At 67.3% G+C, this 23,828-nt stretch carries 30 protein-coding genes and 1 riboswitch; of the genes, 18 read left to right on the forward strand and 12 right to left on the reverse strand.

Going from position 1 to position 23,828, the window contains the following annotated elements; all coding sequences use genetic code 11:
• Genes CP958_RS19035 through CP958_RS19060 form a run of 6 tightly spaced genes read left to right on the forward strand, consistent with a single transcriptional unit; the run spans position 1 to position 5,288 of the window.
• Positions 1 to 807 (forward strand): alpha/beta hydrolase, encoded by an 807-nt coding sequence (locus CP958_RS19035; protein ID WP_242443037.1) that lies wholly within the window; start codon positions 1 to 3, stop codon positions 805 to 807.
• Positions 808 to 857: 50 nt separating this feature from the next.
• A complete protein-coding gene (locus CP958_RS19040) occupies positions 858 to 1,811 on the forward strand; it encodes an acetyl-CoA carboxylase carboxyltransferase subunit alpha (protein WP_096703785.1) in 954 nt (317 codons plus the stop codon).
• Positions 1,808 to 2,551: a glycosyltransferase family 2 protein gene (locus CP958_RS19045; protein WP_096703786.1), complete on the forward strand. Its 744-nt coding sequence runs from the start codon at positions 1,808 to 1,810 to the stop codon at positions 2,549 to 2,551. The genes CP958_RS19040 and CP958_RS19045 overlap by 4 nt, the downstream gene beginning before the upstream one ends.
• Positions 2,548 to 3,288 carry a VTT domain-containing protein gene (locus CP958_RS19050; RefSeq protein WP_242442995.1) on the forward strand — a complete coding sequence of 247 codons (741 nt, stop codon included), beginning with the start codon at positions 2,548 to 2,550 and terminating at the stop codon, positions 3,286 to 3,288. The genes CP958_RS19045 and CP958_RS19050 overlap by 4 nt, the downstream gene beginning before the upstream one ends.
• Positions 3,272 to 3,868, forward strand: coding sequence for a BON domain-containing protein (locus tag CP958_RS19055; protein ID WP_096703787.1), 597 nt, complete (start codon positions 3,272 to 3,274; stop codon positions 3,866 to 3,868). The genes CP958_RS19050 and CP958_RS19055 overlap by 17 nt, the downstream gene beginning before the upstream one ends.
• Before the next feature lie 58 nt (positions 3,869 to 3,926).
• Positions 3,927 to 5,288: a DUF4139 domain-containing protein gene (locus CP958_RS19060; protein WP_096703788.1), complete on the forward strand. Its 1,362-nt coding sequence runs from the start codon at positions 3,927 to 3,929 to the stop codon at positions 5,286 to 5,288.
• 14 nt (positions 5,289 to 5,302) lie between these two features.
• Here the strand turns inward: CP958_RS19060 and CP958_RS19065 are convergent, their stop codons facing one another.
• The 4 genes from CP958_RS19065 to CP958_RS19080 form a co-directional block, all read right to left on the reverse strand.
• On the reverse strand, positions 5,303 to 5,545 hold the full coding sequence (locus CP958_RS19065) for a hypothetical protein (RefSeq protein ID WP_096703789.1): 243 nt from the start codon (positions 5,543 to 5,545) through the stop codon (positions 5,303 to 5,305).
• Between the two features lie 38 nt (positions 5,546 to 5,583).
• Positions 5,584 to 5,790 carry a hypothetical protein gene (locus CP958_RS19070; protein WP_096703790.1) on the reverse strand — a complete coding sequence of 69 codons (207 nt, stop codon included), beginning with the start codon at positions 5,788 to 5,790 and terminating at the stop codon, positions 5,584 to 5,586.
• 328 nt (positions 5,791 to 6,118) lie between these two features.
• Positions 6,119 to 8,905, reverse strand: a complete 2,787-nt coding sequence (polA, locus tag CP958_RS19075; RefSeq protein WP_096703791.1) for a DNA polymerase I — start codon at positions 8,903 to 8,905, stop codon at positions 6,119 to 6,121.
• The gene (locus CP958_RS19080; protein WP_096704183.1) at positions 8,902 to 9,105 is read right to left on the reverse strand and encodes a zinc-finger domain-containing protein; all 204 of its coding nucleotides are present in this window, start codon (positions 9,103 to 9,105) and stop codon (positions 8,902 to 8,904) included. Before CP958_RS19080 ends, polA begins: the two co-directional genes overlap by 4 nt.
• Before the next feature lie 49 nt (positions 9,106 to 9,154).
• On the opposite strand from CP958_RS19080, the gene CP958_RS19085 reads away from it, so the two are divergent.
• From CP958_RS19085 to CP958_RS19100, 4 genes are all read left to right on the forward strand, one after another.
• The gene (locus tag CP958_RS19085; protein WP_096703792.1) at positions 9,155 to 10,108 is read left to right on the forward strand and encodes an ABC transporter ATP-binding protein; all 954 of its coding nucleotides are present in this window, start codon (positions 9,155 to 9,157) and stop codon (positions 10,106 to 10,108) included.
• Positions 10,109 to 10,131: 23 nt separating this feature from the next.
• Positions 10,132 to 11,103: an alpha/beta hydrolase gene (locus CP958_RS19090; RefSeq protein ID WP_242442996.1), complete on the forward strand. Its 972-nt coding sequence runs from the start codon at positions 10,132 to 10,134 to the stop codon at positions 11,101 to 11,103.
• A gap of 82 nt (positions 11,104 to 11,185) precedes the next feature.
• Positions 11,186 to 11,770, forward strand: a complete 585-nt coding sequence (locus CP958_RS19095) for a hypothetical protein (protein ID WP_242442997.1) — start codon at positions 11,186 to 11,188, stop codon at positions 11,768 to 11,770.
• A gap of 6 nt (positions 11,771 to 11,776) precedes the next feature.
• Complete coding sequence (locus CP958_RS19100; RefSeq protein WP_096703795.1) at positions 11,777 to 12,367, forward strand: hypothetical protein; 591 nt, start codon at positions 11,777 to 11,779, stop codon at positions 12,365 to 12,367.
• A gap of 21 nt (positions 12,368 to 12,388) precedes the next feature.
• Here the strand turns inward: CP958_RS19100 and CP958_RS19105 are convergent, their stop codons facing one another.
• The 4 genes from CP958_RS19105 to metZ all read right to left on the reverse strand — a co-directional run bounded on the left by CP958_RS19105 (position 12,389) and on the right by metZ (position 15,470).
• Positions 12,389 to 12,994 (reverse strand): hypothetical protein, encoded by a 606-nt coding sequence (locus CP958_RS19105; RefSeq protein WP_242442998.1) that lies wholly within the window; start codon positions 12,992 to 12,994, stop codon positions 12,389 to 12,391.
• Between the two features lie 74 nt (positions 12,995 to 13,068).
• The gene (gene folE / locus CP958_RS19110) at positions 13,069 to 13,728 is read right to left on the reverse strand and encodes a GTP cyclohydrolase I FolE (protein ID WP_242442999.1); all 660 of its coding nucleotides are present in this window, start codon (positions 13,726 to 13,728) and stop codon (positions 13,069 to 13,071) included.
• Positions 13,729 to 13,797: 69 nt separating this feature from the next.
• Positions 13,798 to 14,190 carry a Co2+/Mg2+ efflux protein ApaG gene (gene apaG, locus CP958_RS19115; RefSeq protein WP_096703796.1) on the reverse strand — a complete coding sequence of 131 codons (393 nt, stop codon included), beginning with the start codon at positions 14,188 to 14,190 and terminating at the stop codon, positions 13,798 to 13,800.
• 83 nt (positions 14,191 to 14,273) lie between these two features.
• A complete protein-coding gene (metZ, locus tag CP958_RS19120; protein WP_096703797.1) occupies positions 14,274 to 15,470 on the reverse strand; it encodes an O-succinylhomoserine sulfhydrylase in 1,197 nt (398 codons plus the stop codon).
• Between the two features lie 51 nt (positions 15,471 to 15,521).
• Positions 15,522 to 15,600, reverse strand: a riboswitch (SAM riboswitch).
• Positions 15,601 to 15,771: 171 nt separating this feature from the next.
• On the opposite strand from metZ, the gene fabI reads away from it, so the two are divergent.
• Positions 15,772 to 16,575, forward strand: coding sequence for an enoyl-ACP reductase FabI (gene fabI / locus CP958_RS19125; RefSeq protein ID WP_096703798.1), 804 nt, complete (start codon positions 15,772 to 15,774; stop codon positions 16,573 to 16,575).
• A 2-nt stretch (positions 16,576 to 16,577) separates the two neighbouring features.
• Here fabI and CP958_RS19130 read toward each other — a convergent pair whose 3' ends face one another.
• Together CP958_RS19130 and CP958_RS19135 are read right to left on the reverse strand one after the other, a co-directional pair.
• A complete protein-coding gene (locus CP958_RS19130) occupies positions 16,578 to 16,853 on the reverse strand; it encodes a hypothetical protein (RefSeq protein WP_096703799.1) in 276 nt (91 codons plus the stop codon).
• Positions 16,854 to 16,922: 69 nt separating this feature from the next.
• Positions 16,923 to 17,558 (reverse strand): helix-turn-helix transcriptional regulator, encoded by a 636-nt coding sequence (locus CP958_RS19135; RefSeq protein WP_096703800.1) that lies wholly within the window; start codon positions 17,556 to 17,558, stop codon positions 16,923 to 16,925.
• A gap of 119 nt (positions 17,559 to 17,677) precedes the next feature.
• On the opposite strand from CP958_RS19135, the gene CP958_RS19140 reads away from it, so the two are divergent.
• Genes CP958_RS19140 through CP958_RS19165 form a run of 6 tightly spaced genes read left to right on the forward strand, consistent with a single transcriptional unit; the run spans position 17,678 to position 21,431 of the window.
• On the forward strand, positions 17,678 to 18,031 hold the full coding sequence (locus CP958_RS19140) for a hypothetical protein (protein ID WP_096703801.1): 354 nt from the start codon (positions 17,678 to 17,680) through the stop codon (positions 18,029 to 18,031).
• On the forward strand, positions 18,028 to 18,528 hold the full coding sequence (locus tag CP958_RS19145) for a hypothetical protein (RefSeq protein ID WP_096703802.1): 501 nt from the start codon (positions 18,028 to 18,030) through the stop codon (positions 18,526 to 18,528). The genes CP958_RS19140 and CP958_RS19145 overlap by 4 nt, the downstream gene beginning before the upstream one ends.
• A 22-nt stretch (positions 18,529 to 18,550) precedes the next feature.
• On the forward strand, positions 18,551 to 18,763 hold the full coding sequence (locus CP958_RS19150; protein ID WP_096703803.1) for a hypothetical protein: 213 nt from the start codon (positions 18,551 to 18,553) through the stop codon (positions 18,761 to 18,763).
• A 2-nt stretch (positions 18,764 to 18,765) separates the two neighbouring features.
• Entirely contained in the window at positions 18,766 to 20,403 is a 1,638-nt protein-coding gene (locus CP958_RS19155) for a portal protein (RefSeq protein ID WP_096703804.1), read from the forward strand.
• Positions 20,390 to 20,656 (forward strand): hypothetical protein, encoded by a 267-nt coding sequence (locus tag CP958_RS19160; RefSeq protein WP_096703805.1) that lies wholly within the window; start codon positions 20,390 to 20,392, stop codon positions 20,654 to 20,656. The genes CP958_RS19155 and CP958_RS19160 overlap by 14 nt, the downstream gene beginning before the upstream one ends.
• A gap of 37 nt (positions 20,657 to 20,693) precedes the next feature.
• Entirely contained in the window at positions 20,694 to 21,431 is a 738-nt protein-coding gene (locus CP958_RS19165) for a hypothetical protein (protein ID WP_096703806.1), read from the forward strand.
• A 188-nt stretch (positions 21,432 to 21,619) separates the two neighbouring features.
• Here CP958_RS19165 and CP958_RS19170 read toward each other — a convergent pair whose 3' ends face one another.
• Together CP958_RS19170 and CP958_RS19175 are read right to left on the reverse strand one after the other, a co-directional pair.
• Positions 21,620 to 22,378 carry an MBL fold metallo-hydrolase gene (locus CP958_RS19170; RefSeq protein ID WP_096703807.1) on the reverse strand — a complete coding sequence of 253 codons (759 nt, stop codon included), beginning with the start codon at positions 22,376 to 22,378 and terminating at the stop codon, positions 21,620 to 21,622.
• An 18-nt stretch (positions 22,379 to 22,396) separates the two neighbouring features.
• The gene (locus CP958_RS19175) at positions 22,397 to 23,128 is read right to left on the reverse strand and encodes a chemotaxis protein (RefSeq protein ID WP_096703808.1); all 732 of its coding nucleotides are present in this window, start codon (positions 23,126 to 23,128) and stop codon (positions 22,397 to 22,399) included.
• 187 nt (positions 23,129 to 23,315) lie between these two features.
• Between CP958_RS19175 and CP958_RS19180 the strand changes: the two genes are divergently transcribed.
• Positions 23,316 to 23,798, forward strand: coding sequence for a hypothetical protein (locus CP958_RS19180; protein WP_242443000.1), 483 nt, complete (start codon positions 23,316 to 23,318; stop codon positions 23,796 to 23,798).
• Positions 23,799 to 23,828 lie beyond the last annotated feature (30 nt).

The following is a 23,828-nucleotide window of genomic DNA, read 5'->3' on the forward strand; positions in this document are numbered from 1 at the left end:
ATGATCATGGTGAAGACGCTGCTGGGCCTGGGCGGGGCATACCTGCTGATGGTCGGCTTCGTCGCCCTGATGCAGCGCGGCATGATCTATCATCCCGACACCACCCGCACCCGTCCCGACGCGGCGGGACTGCCCGAGATGGTGCCGGTATCGCTCAAGGCCGCCGACGGCTGGATTTCCACCAGCTGGTACGCGCCGCCGAAGACCCCCGGCCGGCCGACCATCGTCTTCTTTCATGGCAATTCCGGCACCCTGGCCGACCGCGCCCATAAGGCCCGCGCCTTTCTCGATGCCGGGTTCGGGGTGCTTCTGGTCGAGTACCGGGGCTATGGCGGCAATGCCGGGCGGCCCAGCGAGCAGGGCCTTTACGCCGATGGCGAGGCGGCGGTCGGCTGGCTGACCGGCCAGGGCGTGCCGGCCCGGCGGGTGGTATTATATGGCGAATCCCTGGGTTCGGGCGTCGCCATGGAGATGGCCATCCGCCGCCACGTGATGATGGTGGTGCTGGAATGCCCGTTCACCTCGCTGGCCGATCTGGCGCCGGCCTATGTGCTGCCGTCTTTGGCCCATCTGCTGACCTGGGACCGCTACGAGAACCTGATCAAGGCTTCCAGCCTGCGGATGCCCCTGCTGGTGGTGCATGGCGAGCGGGACGATCTGGTGCCGGCCACCATGGGCCATGCGGTGCTGAATGCCGCCCATACCGTCAAGGAGGGGCTTTTCCTGCCCCAGGCCGGCCACAACGACCTGTGGGAGCATGGCGCCGGCAAGCGGATCATCGACTTCATCTCGCGACACGCCTCATGATGGCTTGAGCCCCTTGCTCCAAAGCCCCTCTGCCTGTATGAGTTTCCCCCATGCATATCCTTGAATTCGAAAAGCCCATCGCCGAGCTCGAGGGCAAGATTGAGGAGCTGCGGCACCTGTCCGACGGCGGCGACGTCAACATCGCCGACGAGGTGTCCAAGCTCCAGGCCAAGGTCGACAAGCTGCTGCGCTCGACCTATGCCAAGCTCACCCCGTGGCAGAAGACGCAGGTGGCCCGCCACCCCGAGCGTCCGCACGCGCTGGCCTACATTTCGACGCTGATCGAGGACTTCACGCCGCTGGCCGGAGACCGCGCCTTCGCCGAGGATCAGGCGATCATCGGCGGCCTGGGCCGTTTCCGTGGGCGCTCGGTGATGGTCATCGGCCACGAAAAGGGCCACGACACCGAAAGCCGGCTGAAGCACAATTTCGGCATGGCCAAGCCCGAGGGCTATCGCAAGGCCCGGCGCCTGATGGAGATGGCCGACCATTTCCAGGTGCCCATCGTCACCCTGGTGGATACCGCCGGGGCCTATCCCGGCGTCGATGCCGAGGCGCGCGGTCAGGCCGAGGCCATCGCCCGGTCCATCGAGACCTGCCTGGACGTGCGCGTGCCGCTGGTCTCGGTGATCATCGGCGAGGGCGGTTCGGGCGGCGCCATCGCGCTGGCCACCGGCAATACCGTGCTGATGCTCGAGCACGCCATCTATTCGGTGATCAGCCCCGAGGGCTGCGCCTCGATCCTGTGGCGCTCGGCCGAGAACGCCAAGGACGCCGCCGAACAGCTGCGCCTCACCGCCCAGGACCTGCACAAGCTCAACATCATCGATTCGGTGGTGCCCGAGCCCATGGGCGGCGCCCATCGCAATTCCGATCTGATGATGCAGACCCTGTCCATGGCGCTGGATTCGGCGCTGCGCGATCTGTCGGGCCTGGAGGGCGGCGTGCTGCGCGCCCGCCGCCGCGAGAAATTCCTGGAGATGGGGCGGGCGGGCCTGTCGTGACCAGCCTCGCCGTTCCGGAACTGTCGGTGGTCGTCCCGGTCAAGAACGAGGCCGAGAACGTGCTGCCGCTGCTGGACGAGATCCACATGGCCCTGCAGGGCAAGGTGGAGTTCGAGGTCGTCTATGTGGATGACGGCTCGGACGACGGCACCCCCAGGGTGCTGGAGCAGGCCAAGGCCATCCATCCCCGCCTCAGGGTGGTGCGCCACAAGGCCAGTTGCGGCCAGAGTCAGGCGGTCGCCACCGGAATCCGCTACGCCACGGGCAAGCTGATCGGCACCCTGGATGGCGACGGCCAGAACGACCCGGCCGATTTGCCGGCCATGCTGGACCACTGGCGCTCGCGCCCCGACGAAATCCGGCCCAAGCTGATGGTCACCGGCTGGCGGGCCAACCGCCGCGACGACGGTATCCGCCGGCTGTCCTCCAAGGTGGCCAACGGCATCCGCTCCAAGCTGCTGAAGGACCGCACTCCCGATTCGGGCAGCGGCATCAAGCTGCTGCCGCGCGAGCTGTTCCTCGACCTGCCCCGCTTCGACCACATGCACCGCTTCATGGCCGCCCTGGTGATCCGGGCCGGCGGCAGCGTCGAGGTGGTCAAGGTCAACCACCGCCCGCGCGAGCGCGGCGTCTCCAAGTATGGGGTATGGAACCGCCTGTGGGTGGGGATCGTCGATCTGTTCGGCGTCATGTGGCTGATGCGCCGGGCGCGAAATCCGGTCATCGAGAGCCGCGAGTGAGCGGCCACGGCCGTCATCCCCTGCTCAATCCCCGCGCCATGGTCAAGGGGCTGGTGCTGATCGCCACCCTCGCCATGATCGGTTTCCTGCTGGAAGGATTGGGCCTGCGCAACGCGCTGGATACCCATTGGATCGATGCCGAGGTCAAGGGCCAGGGCATGCGCGGCGACGCCCTGTTCGTGCTGGTGGGCGGCGTGGCCATCGCCATCGGCCTGCCGCGCCAGGCGGTCTGCTTCCTGGGCGGCTATGCCTTCGGGTTCGCCGAGGGACTGCTGTGGTCCAGTCTGGCCTCGCTGGCGGGCTGCATCGCCGCCTTCCTGTATGCCCGGTTGATGGGGCGCGATTTCATCGCGGCGCGGTTCCCCGAGCGCGTCGCCCGCATAGACGCCTTTCTGGCCGGTAACACCTTTTCCATGACCCTGCTGATCCGCCTGCTGCCGGTGGGCAGCAATCTGGTGACCAATCTGGCGGCCGGCGTGGCCGGGGTGCGATCGCTGCCGTTCTTCCTGGCCTCGGTGCTGGGGTACCTGCCCCAGACCATCGTTTTCGCGCTGCTGGGCAGCGGCATTCAGGTCGATCCGGTCTTCCGCATCGGCGCCAGCGTGGTATTGTTCGTCGCCTCCGGGGTGATGGGCGTGTGGCTGTTCCGCCGCTTCCGCCACGGCCGGCATCTGGACGCCGCCACCGAGGCGGTCATCGAAGAAGACGGCGACGAAAATCATGAAGCGACCGGTTAAGATTCTTCTTTCCCTCGGCCTGGTGGCCGTGGCTGCTGCCTGCACTCCCGATCAGGAATCACCCATCGTCAGCGCGGCGCCGCGCACCACGGAACTGAGCCTCGATTCCCAGGGGCGCGTGATCCGTCTGCGTCCCGAGCGCAATTGGGACGACGCGGTGGGACAGCGGGCGCTCTCTACCCTTAATCAGGCCGATCACGAGGCTTTCAAGGGCGTGTCGGTACGCGCCTGGGATGGCGGCGTTCTGCTGACCGGCGCGGTCGCCAAGCCCGAGCAGCGTCGCCGTGCCGACCAGCTGGTCGGCGGCATCGAAGGCGTGACCCAGGTCTATGACGAACTGGCCCTGGCCGAGAATCCCGCCCATCCCATGTATGTCCCGGACGCCCATCTGGAGCAGCGCATCTATGCCGGTCTGCTGGGCAACGACGCAATCAGCGGCGCCTATGTGGTCCGCGTGGTCAACGGCGTCGCCTATCTGCAGGGCTCCACCCGGTCCAAGGCCGATGCGGACAAGGCCGCCGAGTTCGCGCGCGGCTTCGACGGCATCAAATGGGTGGTGGACCGGGTCTCGGTTCGCTGACCATCGTTTAGCCGCATTCCGGAGCCAGGGTTGAGACGTCAGCCCTGGAGTCCGGTCCATGTCCCATCGTGTCGCCCTGCTGCTTGCCCTGACCATTCCGGTCACCGCATCCGCCGCCGAGATTTCCGCTCCCTCCGCCGAGCGCTCCACGCTGTCGCTCACCCTGCATCAGGATGGCCCGGCCCTGGTCCGCGACCGGCGGCCGGCCGTGCTGGAGAAGGGCGGCTCCACCGTGATTTTCGACGGCATTCCCCGGACCGTCCGTCCGGGCAGCGCCACCATCGAGGGGCCGGGCCTGACGGTGGCCGAGCGGTGGATCGATCCCGGCGCCCTGTCGGCGGAGCGGCAACTGGCCGCCCATCTCGGCCGCACGGTCTCGGTGATCTGGGACGGCGGCGACCCGCCGCAACAGGCTAAGGTGCTGGCCGCCGAGGGAACGCCGCTGTTCGAGGCGGACGGCAAGGTGGTGGCCGGGCAGCCTGCCCGTATCGTCTATGACGCCCTGGCGCCCGGTCTGACCCCGCGTCCGTCGTTCCGCGCCCAGGTGGAGGCGGAAGCGGCCGGGCGGCGGGAGATCGAACTGTCCTATGCCGCCGACGGCCTGGCCTGGACCTCCCTGGCCAGCGGCGAGTTGAAGGGCGACCATCTGGCCCTGACCGTCTGGGCAGATCTCAGCAATGCCAGCGGTACCGATTTCACCGACGCCACCCTGCGTCTGGTCGCCGGCTCGACCCAATCCGGCGGCGGCGCTCCCAAACTGATGGCCCGCGCCATGGCCGATGCGGCGCCCAGCCCCATGCGCGAGGCGATCGGCCCCTATCACGTCTACACCCTGCCCCGGCCGGTTACCCTGCGTGACGGTGAAAGCCGGCAGGTTCCGCTGCTGCCTCCCGCCCAGATAACGGTCAGCCGCGAACTGGTCCTCGACCCGCAGGCCGCCCACCTCTTCCTGTCGCGGGCGTTGGATGTCCGGGCCCAGCATCCGGTGCTGCGTCTGTCCTTCGCCAACACCGCCAAGGCCGGGCTGGGCAAGCCGCTGCCCGGCGGCCCCATCCGGGTGACCATGCGCGGCCCCGGCGGCGAGCCGGTGCTGCTGGGCGAGGAGCAGATGCCGGCCCTGCCTGAAGGCGGCGAGGCCAGGCTGACCCTGGGGCAGTCCTTCGACGTTACCGCGAGGCGGGTGCAGACCGACTTTCAGAAGGTCTCGGCCGAGGTGACGGAAACCGCGTGGGAGGTGCGGCTGGCCAATGGCGGCGAGCAGGCGGCGGCGGTCACGGTGCGCGAGGCCTTCCGTTCGGACTGGCTGGTGCTGGAGGAGAGCCTTCCCCATGCCAAGGACAACGCCGCCCAGGTCCACTGGACGGTGTCCGTTCCGGCCAAGGGGGAGGCGGTGCTGCGCTATCGCGTCAGGATGAAGTGAGTGAGGCGGCGGGTTCAGGCCACCTGCTGGCGCAGGGCGTCCAACTGCTCGCGGATTTCGTCGAGCCGCATCACGATGGTGACGATGCCCAACTGTTCCTCGACCTCGTTGCGCTCGTTCATCAGCGCCTGGCGCTGGACGGGGTCGGCGGTCTGCCAGCGGACATTCATGCCTTCCTCGTACTCGGCGAAGGTGTGAAGCGCCGCATCCAGCTCGGAATCGAGCCGGGTCTTTTCCTCGATGAGAGTCTCGATCATGGCTTTCACATCATCCACGAAACCGTCGTCACCGCCTTTTAGGCGGCGAGCCTCTTCCTGGGATCAAGCGCCTCGACCTCGGTGCGGGCGGCGGAATCCTCCACTCCGGTGACCGCCGCCAGCAGCATGGCCGCCGCGGTCAGGCCCTCGGTATGGGCAACGCCGTCGCCGTGTCCGGCCGCCAGGGCATCCTGAACCGTTTCGTCGTAGGCGGTCAACACCATCTCCAACGTCGCAGCGTCCATGACATTCCCCCTTCCAGGCCGTCGTCGGGCCGCTTCGCCTTATCCCGATGACAAGGACTTTGATAGGGCAATGGTATGTCCCTGGGAGTCGTGTCCGCAATAGAATAATGTCCGCATTACAAATATGAGTATTGTAATACTGCGCCCGTTATTGCGTTCATTTATTAAACGCCACGTAAACAGAATGTAATTATGAGGTTTGCATAAACGACATTTCGCCCGCAGGTTATCATGGCGAAGGTATGTGCCCGCATAGGCTGTCGACGTCGCGGCGGCGATGGAATCAAGGTGCGTGCGAAGGGCCCCGGCCCTTCGCACGGCTTTTCCCTCAGTGCGCCGCGTCCCAACTGTCGGCGATGCCGGCTTCGACCAGCAGGGGGACGGAGAGGGTGGCGGCGGCTTCCATGATCCGCCTGACCACCGAAACGGCGGCCTCGGCCTCGGTCTCGGGGGTTTCGAGGACCAGTTCGTCATGAACCTGGAGCAGCAGGCGGGCCGACAGGCCAGCCTCCGCCAGGGCGGCGGGCAGGCGAATCATGGCCCGCTTGATGATGTCGGCGGCGCCGCCCTGAATGGGGCCGTTGATGGCGGCACGTTCGGCGAAGGCCCGCATGGCGCCGTTCTTGTCCTTGATGCCCGGCGTATAGACCTTGCGGCCGAACAGGGTGGTGACGAAGCCGTTCTCACGCGCTTCCTCCTTGGTCCGTTCCATATAGGCGCGGATTTCGGGATAGCGGGCGAAATAGGCCTCGATATAGGCCTTGGCCTCGCCCTGGGGAATACCCAGCTGGGCGGCCAGCCCAAAGGCGCTGATGCCGTAGATGATGCCGAAATTGATGGCCTTGGCCCGGCGCCGCAGCGACGGATCGATCCCTTCGACCGGCACGCCGAACACCTGGCTCGCGGTGATGGCGTGGATGTCCTGGTCATGGGCGAAGGCGTCGCGCAGGCCCTCGATCTTCGCCACGTGGGCGACGAGGCGCAGCTCGATCTGTGAATAGTCGGCGGAGATCAGTTTCCTGCCCGGCTCGGCCACGAAGGCGTGGCGGATCTTGCGGCCTTCTTCGCTGCGGATGGGAATGTTCTGCAGGTTGGGGTCCGACGACGACAGCCGTCCGGTGGTGGTGGCGGCCAGGGCATAGGAGGTGTGGACGCGCCCCGTGGCCGGGTTGATCTGGGCCACCAGGGCATCGGTGTAGGTGCCCTTCAGCTTGGACAACTGGCGCCAGTCCAGCAGGCGGGCGGGCAGGGGATGCAAAGGCGCCAAATCCTCCAGCACGTCGGCGCCGGTGGCCCACTGGCCGGTCTTGGTCTTCTTGCCGCCGGGGAGATTCAGGGTCTCGAACAGCACCTTGCCCAATTGCTGCGGTGAGGCCAGGTTGAAGGCCTCGCCGCCGTTCAGCGCCACCACCTCGGTCTCCAGCTCGGTCAGGCGGCGGCCGAAATCCTCGGACAGGGCCATCAACTGGGCGCGGTCCACCCTGATGCCGTCACGCTCCATGGCGGCGATCACCGGCACCAGCGGGCGTTCCAGGGTCTCGTAGACGGTGACCATGCGCTCGGCCAGCAGACGCGGCTTGAGGGCCGCGTGCAGGCGCAGCGTCATGTCCGCGTCCTCGGCGGCGTAGTCGCGGGCCTTGTCCAGCGGCACCCGGTCGAAGGTCACCTGATTGCGTCCGGTGCCGCAGACCTGGGAGAAGGGAATGTTGGCGTGGCCGAAATGCAGCAGGCACAGCTCGTCCAGCCCGTGGCCGTGGCTGGCGCCGTCGATCACGTAGGACAGCAGCATGGTGTCGTCGAAGGGCTCCACCGTCAGGCCCAGCCCGGCCATCACCTGCATGTCGTACTTGATGTTGTGGCCGACCTTCAGCACCGAGGGATCGGCCAGCAGCGGCTTCAGGCGCGCCAGGGTCAGGTCGGCGGGGATCGGCGTGGGGGCGTCGGCGGCGGGGCCGTCCAGACCGCCGAGCAGGTCGCCCTGGGCCTGAGGCGGAGCGTGCATCACCGGGATGTAGCAGGCCCGCCCGGGGGCGACGGCCAGGGACACGCCCACCAGCCGGGCGCGCAAGGGGTCGAGGCCAGTGGTCTCGGTGTCGAAGCCCACCAGTCCGGCCTCGGCGGCCCGGGCGATCCAGCTTTCCAGGGCGGCGAGGTCGGTGACCAGTTCGTAGGCGGTCGCCACCTGGGGCGGCAGGGACGGCGCTTCGGCCGCCGCCGGCGTCACGATCGCCCGCGTGGCGGTGGGGGCGTTGGGAATCTTGGCGTTGAGGCGGCCCATCAGCGACCTGAAGCCCTGGGCGGCGCAGAAGGCGGCCAGCTTTTCCGGGGCCGGCGGCTTGACGTCCAGATCGGCCAACGGCACCGGCACCGGCGCATCGGTGCGCAGGCGCACCAACTGGCGCGAGATGCGGGCCAGATCGGCATTGGCCAGCAGGGTTTCGCGGCGCTTGGGCTGCTTGATCTCGCCGGCGCGGGCCAGCAGGGTGTCGAGGTCGCCGTATTCCTCGATCAATTGGGCGGCGGTCTTGACGCCGATGCCCGGCACGCCCGGCACGTTGTCCGAGGAATCGCCGCACAGCGCCTGGACGTCGACCACCTTATCCGGCGGAACGCCGAACTTCTCGCGCACTTCGGCCTCGCCGATGACGCGGTTCTTCATGGGGTCGTACATCTCGACCCCGTCGCCCACCAACTGCATCAGGTCCTTGTCGGACGAGACGATGGTGACCTGTGCCCCGGCCTCGACGGCCAGACGGGCATAGGTGGCGATCAGATCGTCGGCCTCGAAGCCCTCCAGCTCGATGGCCGGCAGGTCGAAGGCCCGCGTCGCCTCGCGCACCAGGGGGAACTGGGGCACCAGTTCCTCGGGGGCCGGCGGGCGGTGGGCCTTGTACTCGGGGTAGATCTCGCTGCGGAAGGTCTGGCGCGACGAGTCGAAGATCACCGCCACGTGATCGGACTGGCTGTCGGCCAGCAGCTTCATCAGCATGGTGGTGAAGCCGTAGACGGCGTTGACCGGCGTGCCGTCCGGCCGCGTCATGGGCGGCAGGCCGTGGAAGGCCCGGAAGATGAACCCCGAGCCGTCGATCAGGGTTACGTGGCGGGGAGTGGTCAATGGTGACCGATCTTGGCGCCCTCGGCCAGCACGTAGGTCCGCGAGCAATAGGGGCACACGATCTTGCCCTCGGCCGTCAGGTCGAGAAAGACGCGGGGATGGCCGAGACCGTTGGCCACGTCGCCGTCACAGGCGACCTTGGCGGTGGAGACGGTGACGGTGTCGAAGGCGGCGGCGGGCTGGGTGGAAGCGGAAGACATGGGTGCTCCGTTGACCGAGGTGTTGGCCGGATGATACCCATTGGCGGCCATGGTTCAATCACTCTCTCACGCCACCCTGCCCGAATCGGCGGTGGAGGCCCACTCCCTGGTCAAGGTCTATCGCGGCCGGGGCGGTGACAAGCGCGCTCTGGACGGGGTCAGCCTGTCCGTTCCCCGCGGCTCGTTCTTCGGCCTCCTCGGCCCCAACGGGGCGGGCAAGAGCACCTTCATCAACATCCTGGCCGGACTGGTGCTGAAAAGCGAAGGTCGGGTGACGATCTGGGACCGCGATATCGACCTGGACGCGCGCGGTGCCAAGGCGGCCATCGGCGTGGTGCCGCAGGAACTGAACCTGGACCCCTTCTTCACGCCGCGCGAACTGCTGGACGTGCAGGCCGGCATGTACGGCGTGCCCAAGGCCGAGCGCCGCACCATGGAGATTCTCGAGGCGGTGGGGCTGGCCGACAAGGCCGGCGCCTATGCCCGGACGCTGTCGGGTGGCATGCGCCGCCGGTTGCTGGTGGCCAAGGCCATGGTTCACACTCCGCCGGTGCTGATCCTGGACGAGCCGACCGCCGGCGTCGACATCGAGCTTCGGCAGCAATTGTGGGCCTATGTGCGCGAACTGAACGCCCAAGGCACCACCGTCATCCTGACCACCCATTACCTGGAGGAGGCGGAGGAGCTGTGCGACCGCATCGCCATCATCAACCACGGCAAGCTGGTGGCCTGCGATTCCACGCCCAATCTCCTGAAGCGCATCGACGGCAAGGCGCTGACCATCACCCTGGCCGCCGATCTGGCGGAGATACCGGCCGAGCTGGCGCCTTTCGGACCCGAGCGGCTGGATGCCAGGCGGCTGCTGTTGCGTTATCGCCCCTCCGCCACGCCCATGGGCCGCATCCTCGACGCCTTCACCGCCGCCGGCCTCTCCATCGCCGACCTGTCCACCGAGGAAACCGACCTGGAGGACATCTTCCTGCAACTGACCTCATCAAAATAATGCGTGCGCTGGGAGGCCTGCTGATGGGGTTGTTGCTCTCCGCCTGCGCCGCCGCCACCTATCCCGCCGGTCCCGACATCCGTTCCGCCGCCCTCGAGGCCGATGCCATCGTCGCCGCCGACGGGGCGCGCCTGCCGTTGCGGTCGTGGCTGCCGCCGGGCGAGCCCAAGGCGGTGATCGTCGCCGTCCACGGCATGAACGACTATTCCAACGCCTTCGACGGGGTGGGCAAGGCGCTGGCGGCCAGGGGGATCGCCGTCCATGCCTATGACCAGCGCGGTTTCGGCCAGGCGCCGCATCCCGGCTGGTGGTCGTCCACCGAAACCATGGCCGCCGATCTGCGCGTCGCCGCCCATCTGCTGCAGGCCCGCCATCCCGGCCTGCCGCTTTATGTGCTGGGCGAGAGCATGGGCGGGGCGGTGGCCATCGAGGCCGCCGTGCATGCGCCGCCGCCCGAGGTGAAGGGCGTCATCCTGTCGGCTCCGGCGGTGTGGGGGCGTTCGAGCATGGGGCTGTTCCAGCGCGCCGTTCTGTGGCTGAGCTATCGCATCGCGCCGGGCTGGACGCTGACCGGGCGGGGGCTGAAGATCCAGCCCTCGGACAATATCGAAATGCTGCGCGCCCTGTCCCGCGATCCCCTGGTGATCAAGGAAACCCGGGTGGATACCATCCACGGCATGGTGGACCTGATGGATGCCGCGCAAGAGGATGCGCCGCGCCTGGAGCTGCCCGCCCTGCTGCTTTACGGCGCCAGGGACGAGATCATCCCGCCCGAACCCACCTGGGCGGCGGTGGCCGCCCTGCCCCATCTGGGCGACAGCCAGCGCGCCGCCCTCTATGCCGGCGGCTGGCACATGCTGCTGCGCGACCTGCAGGCCCAGGTGGTGATCGACGATATCGCCGCCTGGATAGCCGACCGCTCGGCCCCCCTGCCGTCGGGGGCCGACAGGGCTGCGTCAGGAAAGCTTGCGACCCTTGCGTCGGAGACCCGATGACGGCGCGGCGGGGGCGTGTCATACTTCGCGCATGCACAATGAACGGGCGATACCCATGAAGGCTCGGTCTTGGATTCCCGCGATGGTCGCCGCTCTGCTCGGAACGGGCTCCGCCTGGGCCGACCAGAAGGTGATCCATGCCCTGGGCGAGGACTTGCCGCAGCCCGGAGCGCTGTTCGAGGACGTGCGCGCCATGAAGCTGGCGCCCGGCCGGCGCATCGTCTGCGAATCCGATACCGACAAGCCCCGGCTGGCCAATCCCGGCCTGATGCAGCCCCAGCGTTCGCGCGGGGCCGATCACGTGCGGCGCTGTTCGGTCTTCGCCGACGACGGCAAGGACAATTGGGTCGTGGCCGGGGTGACGACGGTGTTCGGCGAGGCGCGGCTGTGGCTGATCTTCGTGGAGCAGGGCTCCCAGGGGCGTTATCGTCTGGCTCAGCTCAGCCTGTGGGGCCGCAATTCCGAATGGAACAAGGCGGCCGGCCTGCTGGGCGCCATGCTGGGCGAGCCCTCCACCAAGGCCGAGCGCGTGCTCGGCTGGATGGACGAGCAGCACGAGACCCTGATGTTCATCGACGAGAAGTATCCGGACGAATTCGCCGTCGCGATAGGAGACATCCGCCTGCGCAAGCTGATGAAGTCCCCCGGAACCGCCATCCGCGAGTAGCCAGTCATGCGTTTTGCCACCCTTCTGTGCGCCCTTCTGCTCAGCCTGCCCGCCTGGGCCGCCGATACCACAAGGCCGCTGGAACTGGGGCCGGCCCAACTGGGCATGCGCGCCAACCAGTTGCGCTTCTCGGCGCTGCCTGCCAACACCAGGATGGTGTGCGGCTGGGATGCAGAAAAGCCGCCGGGGGTGGAGAAGACTCCGCTGATGATGGTCGGCGCCATGGTTTCGGCCAAGGTGGACCGCTGCGCCCTGTTCCAGGATGACGGCAAGAACAACTGGAGCCCGCGGCCGGCCCTGGTGGGCGGCGTTCCCACCGAGCTGTGGTTCATGACCATCGAGGACGAGGCCGGCAGCCCGCGCATCTTCCAGATCGTCGGCCGCCAGGAGCCCAATGCCTTCCCGTCCACCTTCGCCTTCCTGACCGAGCGCTGGGGCCAGCCGGTGCAGAAGGTGCCCTATTTCGTCCGCTGGCTGAACGGCACCAACGAGGGCCAGATGAAGGAGGACGGCGAGGGCGTGATGCTCTGGCTGTTCGACACCAAGCTGCATGCCCTGATGGAATCGCGCATGCCCAGGGGCAAGGCCAAGAAATAGCCGGGGCCGGGGAGTCTCTGGCTAGGGGCAGCCGCGCAGGGACATCTGGCGGCCGATGGCGCTCAGGCGCTTTTCGCCGAGGTCCAGCGCCTTGGTCGCCACCCGGCGGTTTTCCAGCAATTCGCATTCGGCCGAAATCAGGGCCTTCTGATCCGACTTGGTCAGGATGGCGTGATATCGCTGAGCGGTGGCCTTGGCGGCGGGATCACCCTTGGCCGCCAGATAGCCCTGGTGCCAGCGGGCATAGCTGCCGTTGCCCATCAGCGAGATGGCCACATCGGCGGCGGACAGGTTGCCGGGCTTCAGGGGAAAGCGGATATAGCCGCCGGGGCGGTCGGGCGAGGTCATGGTGTAGACGCCGATGGTGTTGTCCGCCACCGCGTTGGTCCGCTTGTCCTCGGGAATGGGGGTGCAGCGCAGGTCCTTGACCTCGGCGGCCAGCGCCCGCTGCCTGGGCGGAAATTCCGCCGTCATGTCGATGGCCTTGCGCACCAGGGCCAGACATTCGCCACCCTGCTCGCCGGGCGCGGTTTGGATATGCCGCCCCTTATAGTCCACGCTCTGCTCCGCCGCGGCGGTCCCAGCCACCCACGCCGTCATGGCGGCCGCCAGAATCAGAATTCGCATCACACCCTCCCCCAATGGTTGGGTCGAGGGTGTGGCAGTTCGACCGTTCGGGCAATCTGCCCGAAGGGCTTAGGCTAAACGTTGGAGAGGCCGCCCGAGTGCTGGTTGTGGATCAGCGCCATGAACTCGCGCCGGGTCGCCGGGTCGTCGCGGAAGGCGCCCAGCATGCGGCTGGTCACCATGGTGACGCCGGGTTTGTGGATACCGCGGGTGGTCATGCACTGGTGGGCGGCCTCGATGACCACCGCCACGCCCTTGGGCTGCAGCACGTCATTGATGGTGTTGGCGATCTGGGCGGTGAGCTTTTCCTGGATCTGCAGGCGGCGGGCATAGATTTCCACCACGCGGGCCAGCTTGGAGATACCCACCACCCGGCGGTTGGGCAGATAGGCCACATGCGCCTTGCCGATGATCGGTACCACGTGGTGCTCGCAATGGGATTCCAGGCGGATGTCGCGCAGCAGCACCATTTCGTCGTAGCCGTCGGTCTCCTCGAAGGTGCGGTGCAGGATCTCGGTGGGGTCCTGGTCGTAGCCGGAGAAAAACTCCTCGTAGGCGCGCACCACCCGGTCGGGAGTGCCGACCAGACCTTCGCGGTCGGGGTCGTCGCCGGCCCAGCGCAGCAGGGTGCGCACCGCCTCTTCCGCTTCTTCCCGGCTCGGCTTTTCCAGGTGACGGCCGGTGGCGGGGAGCAGTTCCTTGGGCAGGGTGAGGGAGGTCCTGTCGTTGCTCACGGCGGCATTCCTTTCGCGTTGATCACGATCCGGCATGTGGAGGCGCCTCCGTCGGTTTGCAACCCCCGGCTAGTTCAGGCGCGGTTTCTCGTGCGGGCTGTCCAGCGAGAAGGCGGGGATGGCGATGTCGAAGGGCGAGCCGTCCTCGTCCTCCATCTCGTAGGTGCCGACCATGATGCCGGACGGCGTGGGCAGCGGGGTGCCCGAGGTGTATTCGTAGGCGTCGCCGGGGCGCAGCACCGGTTGTTCGCCCACCACGCCGGGGCCCTTGACCTCCTGCACGCGGCCGATGGCGTCGGTGATGACCCAGTGGCGGCGCATTAGCTGGACGGTGTGGCTGCCCTTGTTGACGATGCGCACCCTATAGGCCCAGACGAAGTGGTTGTCGCCGGGCGAGGACTGGTCGTCCAGGTAGAAGGGCTTAACCGTCACCTCGATATCTCGGGTGGTCTGGCTGTACATGGGAATCCCCGTCCGGAAAAATACCGACGCCCATCATATCAGGCGGGCATCGGCATTTGTCCACCGAACAGAATCGACAGGTTTCAGCTTTCCAGCGCGCGGGCCAGGTCCTCGACCAGATCATCGCCGTCCTCCAGGCCCACCGACAGGCGCAGCAGCCCCTCGGTAATGCCCATGGCATGCTTGTCCTCGGGCGACAGGCGCTGGTGGGTGGTGGTCCAGGGATGGGTGATCAGGCTCTTGGCGTCGCCCAGATTGTTGGAGATGTCGATCAGTTCGACGCCGTTCAGCAGCTTGTAGGCCGCCGGCTTGCCGCCTTTCAGCTCGATGCCGACGATGCCGCCCCAGCCGTGCATCTGCCGCTTGGCCAATTCGTGCTGGGGGTGGCTTTCCAGGCCGGGATAGAGCACGCGGGCCACTTCGGGGCGGCTCTCCAGGAAGCGGGCGACCTTCAAGGCGTTGGCGCAATGGCGCTCCATGCGCAGGTCCAGGGTCTCGAGGCCCTTGAGCAGCACCCAGGCATTGAACGGCGAGATGGCCGGGCCGGTGTTGCGCAGGAAGGGCCCCAGCACGTCGGCGCAGAATTCCTGTGAGCCCAGCACCGCGCCGCCGAGACAGCGGCCCTGGCCGTCCATGTGCTTGGTGGCGGAATAGACGACGATGTCGGCGCCCAGTTTCAGCGGGCTCTGGAGGATCGGCGTGGCGAAGACGTTGTCCACCACCACCTTGGCGCCGGCCTTGTGGGCCAGTTCGCACACGGCGGCCAGATCGATGATCTCCAGCGTCGGGTTGGACGGCGTTTCGAGGAAGACGCAGGCGGTGGGCTGGGACAGCGCCGCCTTCCAGGCGTTCAGGTCGGTGCCGTCCACGAACACTCCCGTGACGCCGTAGCGCGGCAGCAACTCGTTGATGATCCAGTGGCACGAGCCGAACAGCGCCTTGGAGGCCACCACCCGGTCGCCGGCCCGCAACTGGCAAAGCAGGGCGGCATGCACGGCGGCCATGCCCGATGCGGTGGCGCGGCAGGCGGGTGCGCCTTCGATCTCGGCCAGGCGCTGCTCGAACATGGCGACGGTGGGGTTCTTGAAGCGGGAATAGACCATGCGGTCCAGGGTGCCGTCGAAGCTCGCCTCGGCCTCCTCGGCGCTGTCGTAGACATAGCCGGAGGTCATGAAGACGGCTTCCGAGGTCTCGCGGAAATTGGTGCGGGACAATCCGCCGCGCACCGCCAGGGTGCGGGGGCGCCAGGTGCGGGACGGCTTGGAATCGCTGCTGCTCATATGACCTCCGAAGACAAAAGCCCCGACCATGGAGTGGGCCGGGGCTCGACTTTAAGGAGCGCTCGGACCTCTTTAGCGGAATGTTTTACGTGGCCGCAATCCGGTCGGACAAATCACCACGGTCAAGACATAGCGCCGGGCCGGGCCAAGCGTCAAGCCCGTTGGCAAAGGGGCGAACATTCAATGTTTTCCGAATATTACCGTTGTACGAAATGCAGGGCGGTTGTGGTCATACCGCTTGAGGCCATCGGCGGGGAGGGCTATGCTGCACTGCAGCAAGATTATTGGAGATGGGCTTATCATGAACGGAACTGCCAACGGCGCCCCGGCGCCCCTGCCGCTTCTCGACCTTCGCGGCAAGAAGGGCCTGATCATCGGCATCGCCAACGACCAGTCCATCGCCTATGGCGTCGCCCGCCATTGCCACGCCTACGGCGCGGAACTGGCCATCACCTACCTCAACGAGAAGAGTGACAAGTACGTCCGCCCCCTGGCCGAACAGCTCTACGCTCCCATCTACATGCCCTGCGACGTGCGCGAGGACGGGCAGCTGGAAGCGGTGTTCAAGGCCATCGAGGACAAGTGGGGCCGGCTGGACTTCGTCATCCATTCCATCGCCTATGCCAACCGCGACGACCTGCACGGCCGGGTGACCGATTGCTCGCGCGAGGGGTTCGCCCTGGCCATGGACGTGTCGTGCTTCTCGTTCGTGCGCTGCGCCAAGCTGGCCGAGCCGCTGATGAAGAACGGTGGCAGCCTGATCACCGTGTCGTTCTACGGTGGCCGCAAGGTGGTCGAGCACTACAACGTCATGGGACCGGTCAAGGCGGCGCTGGAAAGCACCACCAAGTACCTGGCCCACGAGCTGGGGCCCAAGGGCATCCGCGTCGTCGCCCTGTCGCCCGGTCCGCTGAAGACCCGTGCCGCCTCGGGCATCGACCGCTTCGACGAGCTGATGGACGCCGCCGCCCAGAAGGCGCCGACCCATCAACTGGCCGACATCAACGATTGCGGTTCCTTCGCCGCCTATCTGGTCAGCGACCTGGCCAAGTCGGTGACCGGCACCACGCTGTACATCGACGGCGGCGCCCACATCGTCGGGTAGCGCTATTCCGGCCGGGGCGCCGTCCAGGCGGCGCCCTGGTCGCGGTAGAAGCGCAGCCTTTCCTGATCACGGGACAGGGCTGCGTCATCGGCCGGGGCCGTAGCCTTGAGGGACTGCCGGCGGCGCGAGATATCCTCGCGCTGCTCGGCGGCCAGACGCTGGAACAGCCGTGCCCGCGCCGGACCCGAGGGTGGGGCGGCGGAATCGGCGGGCGGGATGGGGCCGTCATGGCGCCGTTCCGCCGCGTCCATCCGCCGAAAGGCGAAACGGACGGGCATGCCGGTCTCCTCAAGCGAAGATCGGCATAAGAACATAAAAAGAACATGCGTGCAAGGGGCGGCGGGCGCCTACTGGCTGGACCACAGGATGCGGGCGATCCACGCCACCTCCTCGGCGGCCAGCGAGCGCCCGGCATGGGCCGGGTTGACCGAGGCCAGTTCGATCCGCTTGGCGGTCTGGCGCACCAGTTGCTTGACCATCACCTCACCCTCGATGGTGCGCACCACCACCCGGTCGCCGCGCCGCACGCCGGCGGCGGGCGAGACGATCACCACGTCGCCGTCGCGATAGAGGGGCTCCATGGAATCGCCGCTGACCTCCAGCGCATAGGCGTGGGGATCACCGATCTCGGGAAACGGAATCTCATCCCAGCCGCCCCCCACCGGATAGCCGGCATCGTCGAAATAGCCGCGATCACCCGCCTGGGCGAAGCCGACCAGCGGAATGGTGCTGGCCGAATGCTGGGGTTGGGCCATGTCCTCGATATAGGCGACGAAGGCGGTCATGCTGGCCCCGGTCGCCTCCAGCACCTTGGCGACGCTTTCCGTCGAGGGCCAGCGGGGCTTGCCTTCGCGGGTGATGCGTTTGCTCTTGTTGAAGGTGGTGGGGTCCAGCCCGGCCTTCCGGGCAAGCGCCGACGCTGTCAGCCCGTGGTCACGGGCAAGCGCGTCAATGGCGGCCCAGATGTCGGCGTGCTTCAGCATGGGAAGATGGTCCCGCAATTCGCCGCCCGGTGCTACAGGAACATAAACCTTTTCGTTGACTCTATTCTGGAGGTAGGGCATCAAAAGACGGGATTATATCCTATATGAAGAGAACAAAGATGGCTCAAAGGCGGTCTATAAAGCTAACATACGAGGAGGAGGGGGTTCCCTTCACCACTCCCGAGGACGCCTGGGTCTGGTATTCCCGGTGCCAGCGGGCCCGCGACGAGGGGGCGCGCTACGTGGCGGGGCTGGGCGCGGTCGTCCGACCCTGTGCCCCCGATGACATCGCGCGGGAGGTCCGGCGCCTCTATCGTCACCGTATTCTGCGCGGCGCCCATCTGCGGGTGCTTGTCCGCTTCGGCTGCGACAGCGGTGTGGCGATCGGCGGCGACCAGATCGCCGGCCGCCTGTGGCGGGAGGCGCTGGACCGGCTGGAGGCGCCGCTGCGGGCCAAGGGGATCATCGCGTGAGCCCGCCCGCCACCCGCGCCCTGGTGGTGTTCTCGGGCAAGGCCGATCTGGGCTGGCTGCGGCTGTTGCGGCCGGGATTCCGTCACTGCTTCGTCTTGCTGGAATTGGGGGATTCCTGGGTCTGCGTCAATCCGCTGGCCCACCGCACCTCGGTGGAGGTGTGGTCCCTCGATCCCGCCACCGATCTGCTGGGCTGGCTGCGTGCCCAGGAGGGGCTGATCGTGGTCGAGACCACATTGCGCCAACCCCCGCGCCGTCCCAGCCCCATCGGTCTTTATTCCTGTGTCGAGGCGGTGAAGCGGGTGCTTGGGTTGCAGGAACGTTGGGTCCTGACCCCGGGGCAGTTGCATGACCACCTCACGCAATGCGGAAAAAAATCCTTGAAATCCAAAAATTATAAGGTTAGTGTTCCCAAATCAACGCCAGAACCATGCCCGAATCACTCTTCCGCCGCGGCGGAGCGAGAGGATATGGCCGTCTTCTGGAACAAAACATGATCAATCAGTAAGGAGATATGCCATGGGTGGTTTCTTCTCTTCCGATCCGCCGGCTGCCGCGCCGGCACCGGTGGTGCTGCCGTCGGCGCCCGATCCCGCCGCCGAGGCGACGGCGGAGCGCCTCGAGGCCATCAACCGCAACCGGCGCGGCCTGATGGGCACCATCGCCACTTCGGAGACCGGATTGCTGCAGCCGTCGGGCAATCGGGCGGCCAAGACCCTGTTGGGAGAATGACCATGGACGGCAACGAAAGCGGCCGCCGCAAGGCGGGCGAGGAAAGGGCCGCCCTGGGCGAGTCCCTGCTCGGCCCCGGCGGCGACGATCCGTCGGTGCTGCTGCGGCGCTACCGCAAGGCCAAGGAGCGGCGCGGCAGTTGGGAATCCCATTGGCAGGAATGCTACGACTACGCTTTGCCGCTGCGCGACGGCATGTTTCACGGCACCATTCCGGGCGAGCGCAAGGCCGACCGCCTGTTCGACGGCACCGCTCCCGATTGCGTCGACCAGTTGGCGGCCAGCCTGCTGTCGGAACTGACCCCGCCCTGGGCTCAGTGGTTCGGACTGGCGGCCGGCGACCAACTGCCCGCCGACCAGCGGGACGAGGCGGCGCCGCTGCTGGAGCGGGTGGCCGCGGTCATGCAGTCCCACTTCGACCGCTCCAACTTCGCCATCGAGATGCACCAGTGCTATCTGGACGCGGTCACCGGCGGCACCGCCTCGCTGCTGTTCGAGGAGGCGCCGCCCGGCGAGCCCTCGGCCTTCCGCTTCACCTCGGTTCCCCTGGGCCAGGTGGTGCTGGAGGAGGGGGGAGCCGGCCGCCTGGACGTCACCTTCCGCCGCAGCGAACTGTCCGTGGCGGCGCTGAAGGCCCGCTTTCCCCGCGCCGTTCTGCCCGAAGACGTGGTCAAGGCGGCGGCCGAGGACCCCGATCTGCGCCTCGGCGTGGTCGAGGCGGTGGTTCCGGTGCGCGGCGGCTATTCCTACGCCGCCGTGCTGGACGACGAGTCCTCGGAACTGGTCCTGGGGCGCGGACAGTTTTCCAGCTCGCCCTTCCTCAACTTCCGCTGGCTGAAGGCGCCGGGCGAGGTCTACGGCCGCTCGCCGGTGATGAAGGCCCTGCCCGACATCAAGACCGCCAACAAGGTGGTGGAACTGGTGCTGAAGAACGCCACCATCGCGGTGACCGGCATCTGGCAGGCCGATGACGACGGCGTGCTCAACCCCGCCAACATCAAGCTGGTGCCCGGCACCATCATTCCCAAGGCGGTGGGGTCGGCCGGGCTGCAGCCGCTGACCTCGCCGGGGCGTTTCGACACCTCGCAACTGGTGCTGGACGACCTGCGCGGGCGTATCCGCCACGCCCTGCTGGGCGACAAGCTGAGCCAGCCCGCCTCGCCGGCCCTTACCGCCACCGAGATCCTGCAGCGTTCCGACGACATGGCCCGCCTGCTGGGAGCCACCTATGGCCGCCTGCAGAGCGAGTTGCTGACGCCGCTGGTCATGCGCGCCGTCCACATCCTGCGGCGGCGGGGCGAGATCCCCGCCCTGGCGGTGGACGGACGGACCATCGACCTGCAGTACCGCTCGCCCCTGGCCCAGAACCAGGGGCGACGCGATGCCCGCAACGTACTCTCCTGGCTGGGTGCTCTGTCCAGCCTGGGGCCGGCGGCGCTGTCCACCGTCGATGCCGAGGCCGCCGCCCGCTGGCTGGCCCGGGCCTTCAACGTGCCGTCCGAACTGGTCCAGCCCGGCTCCGCCGCGCCGCCCGATGCTCCCCTTCCCGACCCTCGGGGGCTGGAACGGGTGATCCGCGGATTGGGGGCGTCGGCGGCCGCCGCGACTCCGGCGAAGGGAGGCGCCCATGTCCCGGCCTGACTCCGGCTGGACATGGCTGGACGCTCCGGGGGCGCTTCACGACGAGGACGCCACCCTGCTGCTCGCCCGTCAGGCCGCCCGGCTGTTCGCCACGCCCGACGGCGAGGCGATCGTCTCGCACCTGAAGGCCCTGACCCTCGACCGCTGCCTCGGGCCTGAGTCCGGCGACAACGCGCTGCGCCATCTGGAAGGCCAGCGTCACCTGGTCCTGCACCTCCTGGCCCTGGCCGCGCGCGGCCGGGTCGGGGCGTAGGGCATTCGATCAAACATCCATCAAGGAGCAGAACATCATGATCTCCCACTCCATCCTTCCTCCCGACGCCGCCGATAATGCCGGCGACGGCGCTCGCCCCGAAAACGTCCCCGCCAAGTTCTGGGATGCCGCCGCCGGCCAGGTGCGGGTCGATGCCTTGCTGCGGGCCTATCGCGACCTGGAGCGCCGCGCCTCGTCCATGGTGCGGGTCCCCGGCCCCCAGGCGGCCGGCGACGAGCTCGCCGCCTTCCGCCGGGCGGTCGGCATTCCCGACAGCCACGAGCAGTACGCCATCTCCTCGTCCCACCCGTCGCTGGCCAGTGATCCGGGCCTTAACCAGCGTCTGCATCAGGCGGGTTTCACCCAGGCCCAGGCCCAGCTGCTCTACGATCTGGCCCACGAGCGGCTGCTGCCCCTGATGCAGCATCTGGCCGACAGCCACGATCAGGCCGGTCAGATCGAACATCTGCGGCAGCATTTCGGCGGCGATGTCCAGTGGCAGGAAAACGCCCGCCAGATCAAGGCGTGGGGCAAGGCCAACCTGCCCAAGGCGGCCTATGAGGCCCTGGCCTCCACCGCCGACGGCGTCAAGACCATGCACCGGCTGATGCTGTCGGAGGAGCCCTCCCTGGGCGCCGCCATCCCGCCGGGCGAGGATGGCCGCACCGAGGAGCAGTTGAAGAAGATGATCAACGATCCCCGCTACTGGAAGACCAAGGACCCGACCTTCATCGGCAAGGTCACCGAGGGCTTCCGCAAGCTTTACGGGGAGTAGGCAATGAAAAGGCCCCCTTCCCGGTGGGGAAGGGGGCCTTGCTTCTCGGGGTTCCATAGCGTGATGCCCAAAATGTGCATCACGCTATGGGCTTTATCATTTTCCCTCGCCGGGCGGGCGCATCCGCGCCCTTGGCCGCGCCCTCAATGGGCGCTGGAGCGGCCCGCCTCATTTTAAGGCGCGCCGCTCTATCGGTTCATGGCGGCGATGCCGGCACCGATCTCGAGACCGGCGAACCAGTCGATGAAGCGCTTCACGTCATCGCCCTTGAACACCAGGCCGTGCTGGGGCGCCAGGAACTCGATATCCAGCTTGGAGACCTGCTGGCACCAGGCGTCACGGGCCCGGGTCGAGGCCAGCCAGCGGCGGTGGAAGCCGTCCATGTACTGGATATGGGAGGCGAAATCGGTGACGAAAGCCGAGCCGGTGGCCTTGTCCTTGGGCACCAGGGCGGCGCCGATATCGCCGGAGAACAGCACCTTGGCCTTGGGGTCGTAGACGTTGAAATTGCCCGCCGAATGCAGGTAGTGGGCCGGCACGAAGCGCAGCCGGACGTCGTGTGACAGCGAAACCTCCATGCCCTCGTCGGGGATGGTGGTGAAGGCGGCCTCGCGGTCGAAATGGGCGGTGAAGCCCGCCCACAGCCAGGACAGGTAGATCTTGATGTCGGGCTCGCAGACCCGGCGCCACAGGGGCAGGGACGAGCCGATATCGGGGTCCTGATGCGACAGGAACAGCGCCTTGATGTTGGACACCGGGATTTCGCGGGTCAGGGCCGCCAGCATGGCCGGAAACACCTCCATGCCGCCGGGATCGAGCAGGATGGCGCAATCGCCCGAGCGGACCAGATACTGGTTGGTGTCGATCACGTTGTCGGGCTTGTCCGGGTCCTGGCCGAACATCTGCCAGCAGTGATCGTCCTGGCGGAACAGAGTAACGCACTTCATGGCTGGAATCCTGACTCGCTATGAGTTGCGATGGAGTTCGTCGAGGGCGTCGAGGCCGATGCGCCGCAGCGCCTCGCCCTTTTCCGAGGCGCGGCGTACCGCGTCCGAGGCCTCGTCGATCATCTGGCGCAGATCGTCCACATAGGTCCGCATGGTATCGGATACGGTGCGGAATTCCTTCTCGTGCACCCCGGCCGCCGCCGCCTCGATGGCGATGTTGGTGGCGATGGAATCCGACTGGCTGACCACTTCCTCGACCGCGTGGGTGCGCCGCGCCAGATCGTTCACCGCATCGGCCATGCCGTCCAGGGTGTCGACCAGAACGGCCATCAGATCGGCGAAGGCCCGCTTGGCGCTGTCGCAAGGCCTGCCGCTCTCGCCCGGATCGCCTTCCATCAACTGCCCGGCGCGCTCGAACAGGTTCAACTGCATCAGGCTGCGCAGGATGGTGGAGGAGAAGGCGAAGGTCCGGCCGCGCAGGGAGTGCATTTCGCCCTGGATCTGAGCCAGCCGGTTGACCAGTTCGCGGGTGTACTGGGTCAGCGCCCGAACCGCCCGGCCCTTCTCGCCCGCCCGTCCCGCCGCCAGCTCGGCGTTCAACGAGAGGATGCGCAGGTTCTCCGCCAGTTCATCCAGATCGCCGAAGGCATGGAACGCGCGGCGGCAATCGCCGAGCAGGCCGTTGGCCCGGCTCTCGATCCGATCGGTGCGATGGGTACGTGGTCGTATGGTCGTCGAAAGCTGTGTCATGCCCCGCCTATCCGGCAAAGACCCGATTTTGCTTGATGATAATCGGTTTTGTGCCGGTCGGAAGGGGGAAACTCATCCCGCCGCAACAATGTCCGTTCCCGGTACCCCAAGGGTTGGCGGGCGGAACATGTATTTCACCGCAAGGTTCTCGGCGGGTGCCGCGAGCCTTAACTCACAGGAGATCGCCATGTCAGGATTTGAAGCCGTGATTCCCCTGGTCGCCAGCACCGCCATGAGCGTGGCGGGCCAGATCAGCAAAAACTCCGCCGCCGAGGATGCCGCCCAGGCCCAGGCCGAGGCGCAGGACCGCCAGAACCAGTACATCTATCAGCAGCAGGAGCGCGAACAGCAGCGCCAGCGCAATCTGCTGGAACAGGCCACCGCCAGCCAGCGCGCCCGCATGGGGGCGCTGGGCGTGGGCGGCGGCGGCGGGTCGGCCGACGCCATCCTGGCCGGCATGGCCGAGGACACCGCCCAGTCCATCCTGGAGTCCAACCAGGCGGCCCAGGCGCGCTACGACCGCGCCGCCAGCCGCCGCACCCAGGCCAGCAGCGGTGGCAATCTGCTGGATTCAGCCCTGAAGCCGGGCAACGCCCTGTCGATCTTCACCAGTTTCTACGGCTCGGACGGTTCGTCCTACGACATGAATGCCGGCGGTGGGGATTATTAAACGAAACGGGCGGGCCGTCGCCGGCCCGCC

This window comes from Magnetospirillum sp. 15-1, assembly GCF_900184795.1.
GTDB lineage: Bacteria > Pseudomonadota > Alphaproteobacteria > Rhodospirillales > Magnetospirillaceae > Phaeospirillum.

Bases quoted from the DNA above. Each gene is read 5' to 3' on its own strand.
- CP958_RS19090 (WP_242442996.1), top strand. From the start codon at position 10,132: ATGGGGTTGTTGCTCTCCGCCTGCGCCGCCGCCACCTATCCCGCCGGT.
- CP958_RS19070 (WP_096703790.1), bottom strand. From the start codon at position 5,790: ATGGACGCTGCGACGTTGGAGATGGTGTTGACCGCCTACGACGAAACG.
- CP958_RS19150 (WP_096703803.1), top strand. From the start codon at position 18,551: ATGGGTGGTTTCTTCTCTTCCGATCCGCCGGCTGCCGCGCCGGCACCG.
- CP958_RS19040 (WP_096703785.1), top strand. From the start codon at position 858: ATGCATATCCTTGAATTCGAAAAGCCCATCGCCGAGCTCGAGGGCAAG.
- CP958_RS19170 (WP_096703807.1), bottom strand. From the start codon at position 22,378: ATGAAGTGCGTTACTCTGTTCCGCCAGGACGATCACTGCTGGCAGATG.
- CP958_RS19175 (WP_096703808.1), bottom strand. From the start codon at position 23,128: ATGACACAGCTTTCGACGACCATACGACCACGTACCCATCGCACCGAT.
- metZ (WP_096703797.1), bottom strand. From the start codon at position 15,470: ATGAGCAGCAGCGATTCCAAGCCGTCCCGCACCTGGCGCCCCCGCACC.
- CP958_RS19155 (WP_096703804.1), top strand. From the start codon at position 18,766: ATGGACGGCAACGAAAGCGGCCGCCGCAAGGCGGGCGAGGAAAGGGCC.
- apaG (WP_096703796.1), bottom strand. From the start codon at position 14,190: ATGTACAGCCAGACCACCCGAGATATCGAGGTGACGGTTAAGCCCTTC.
- CP958_RS19135 (WP_096703800.1), bottom strand. From the start codon at position 17,558: ATGCTGAAGCACGCCGACATCTGGGCCGCCATTGACGCGCTTGCCCGT.
- CP958_RS19140 (WP_096703801.1), top strand. From the start codon at position 17,678: ATGGCTCAAAGGCGGTCTATAAAGCTAACATACGAGGAGGAGGGGGTT.
- CP958_RS19165 (WP_096703806.1), top strand. From the start codon at position 20,694: ATGATCTCCCACTCCATCCTTCCTCCCGACGCCGCCGATAATGCCGGC.
- CP958_RS19095 (WP_242442997.1), top strand. From the start codon at position 11,186: ATGGTCGCCGCTCTGCTCGGAACGGGCTCCGCCTGGGCCGACCAGAAG.
- CP958_RS19180 (WP_242443000.1), top strand. From the start codon at position 23,316: ATGTCAGGATTTGAAGCCGTGATTCCCCTGGTCGCCAGCACCGCCATG.
- CP958_RS19080 (WP_096704183.1), bottom strand. From the start codon at position 9,105: ATGTCTTCCGCTTCCACCCAGCCCGCCGCCGCCTTCGACACCGTCACC.
- CP958_RS19085 (WP_096703792.1), top strand. From the start codon at position 9,155: ATGGTTCAATCACTCTCTCACGCCACCCTGCCCGAATCGGCGGTGGAG.
- CP958_RS19035 (WP_242443037.1), top strand. From the start codon at position 1: ATGATCATGGTGAAGACGCTGCTGGGCCTGGGCGGGGCATACCTGCTG.
- CP958_RS19065 (WP_096703789.1), bottom strand. From the start codon at position 5,545: ATGATCGAGACTCTCATCGAGGAAAAGACCCGGCTCGATTCCGAGCTG.
- CP958_RS19105 (WP_242442998.1), bottom strand. From the start codon at position 12,994: ATGCGAATTCTGATTCTGGCGGCCGCCATGACGGCGTGGGTGGCTGGG.
- CP958_RS19060 (WP_096703788.1), top strand. From the start codon at position 3,927: ATGTCCCATCGTGTCGCCCTGCTGCTTGCCCTGACCATTCCGGTCACC.
- CP958_RS19160 (WP_096703805.1), top strand. From the start codon at position 20,390: ATGTCCCGGCCTGACTCCGGCTGGACATGGCTGGACGCTCCGGGGGCG.
- CP958_RS19130 (WP_096703799.1), bottom strand. From the start codon at position 16,853: ATGCCCGTCCGTTTCGCCTTTCGGCGGATGGACGCGGCGGAACGGCGC.
- CP958_RS19055 (WP_096703787.1), top strand. From the start codon at position 3,272: ATGAAGCGACCGGTTAAGATTCTTCTTTCCCTCGGCCTGGTGGCCGTG.
- fabI (WP_096703798.1), top strand. From the start codon at position 15,772: ATGAACGGAACTGCCAACGGCGCCCCGGCGCCCCTGCCGCTTCTCGAC.
- CP958_RS19100 (WP_096703795.1), top strand. From the start codon at position 11,777: ATGCGTTTTGCCACCCTTCTGTGCGCCCTTCTGCTCAGCCTGCCCGCC.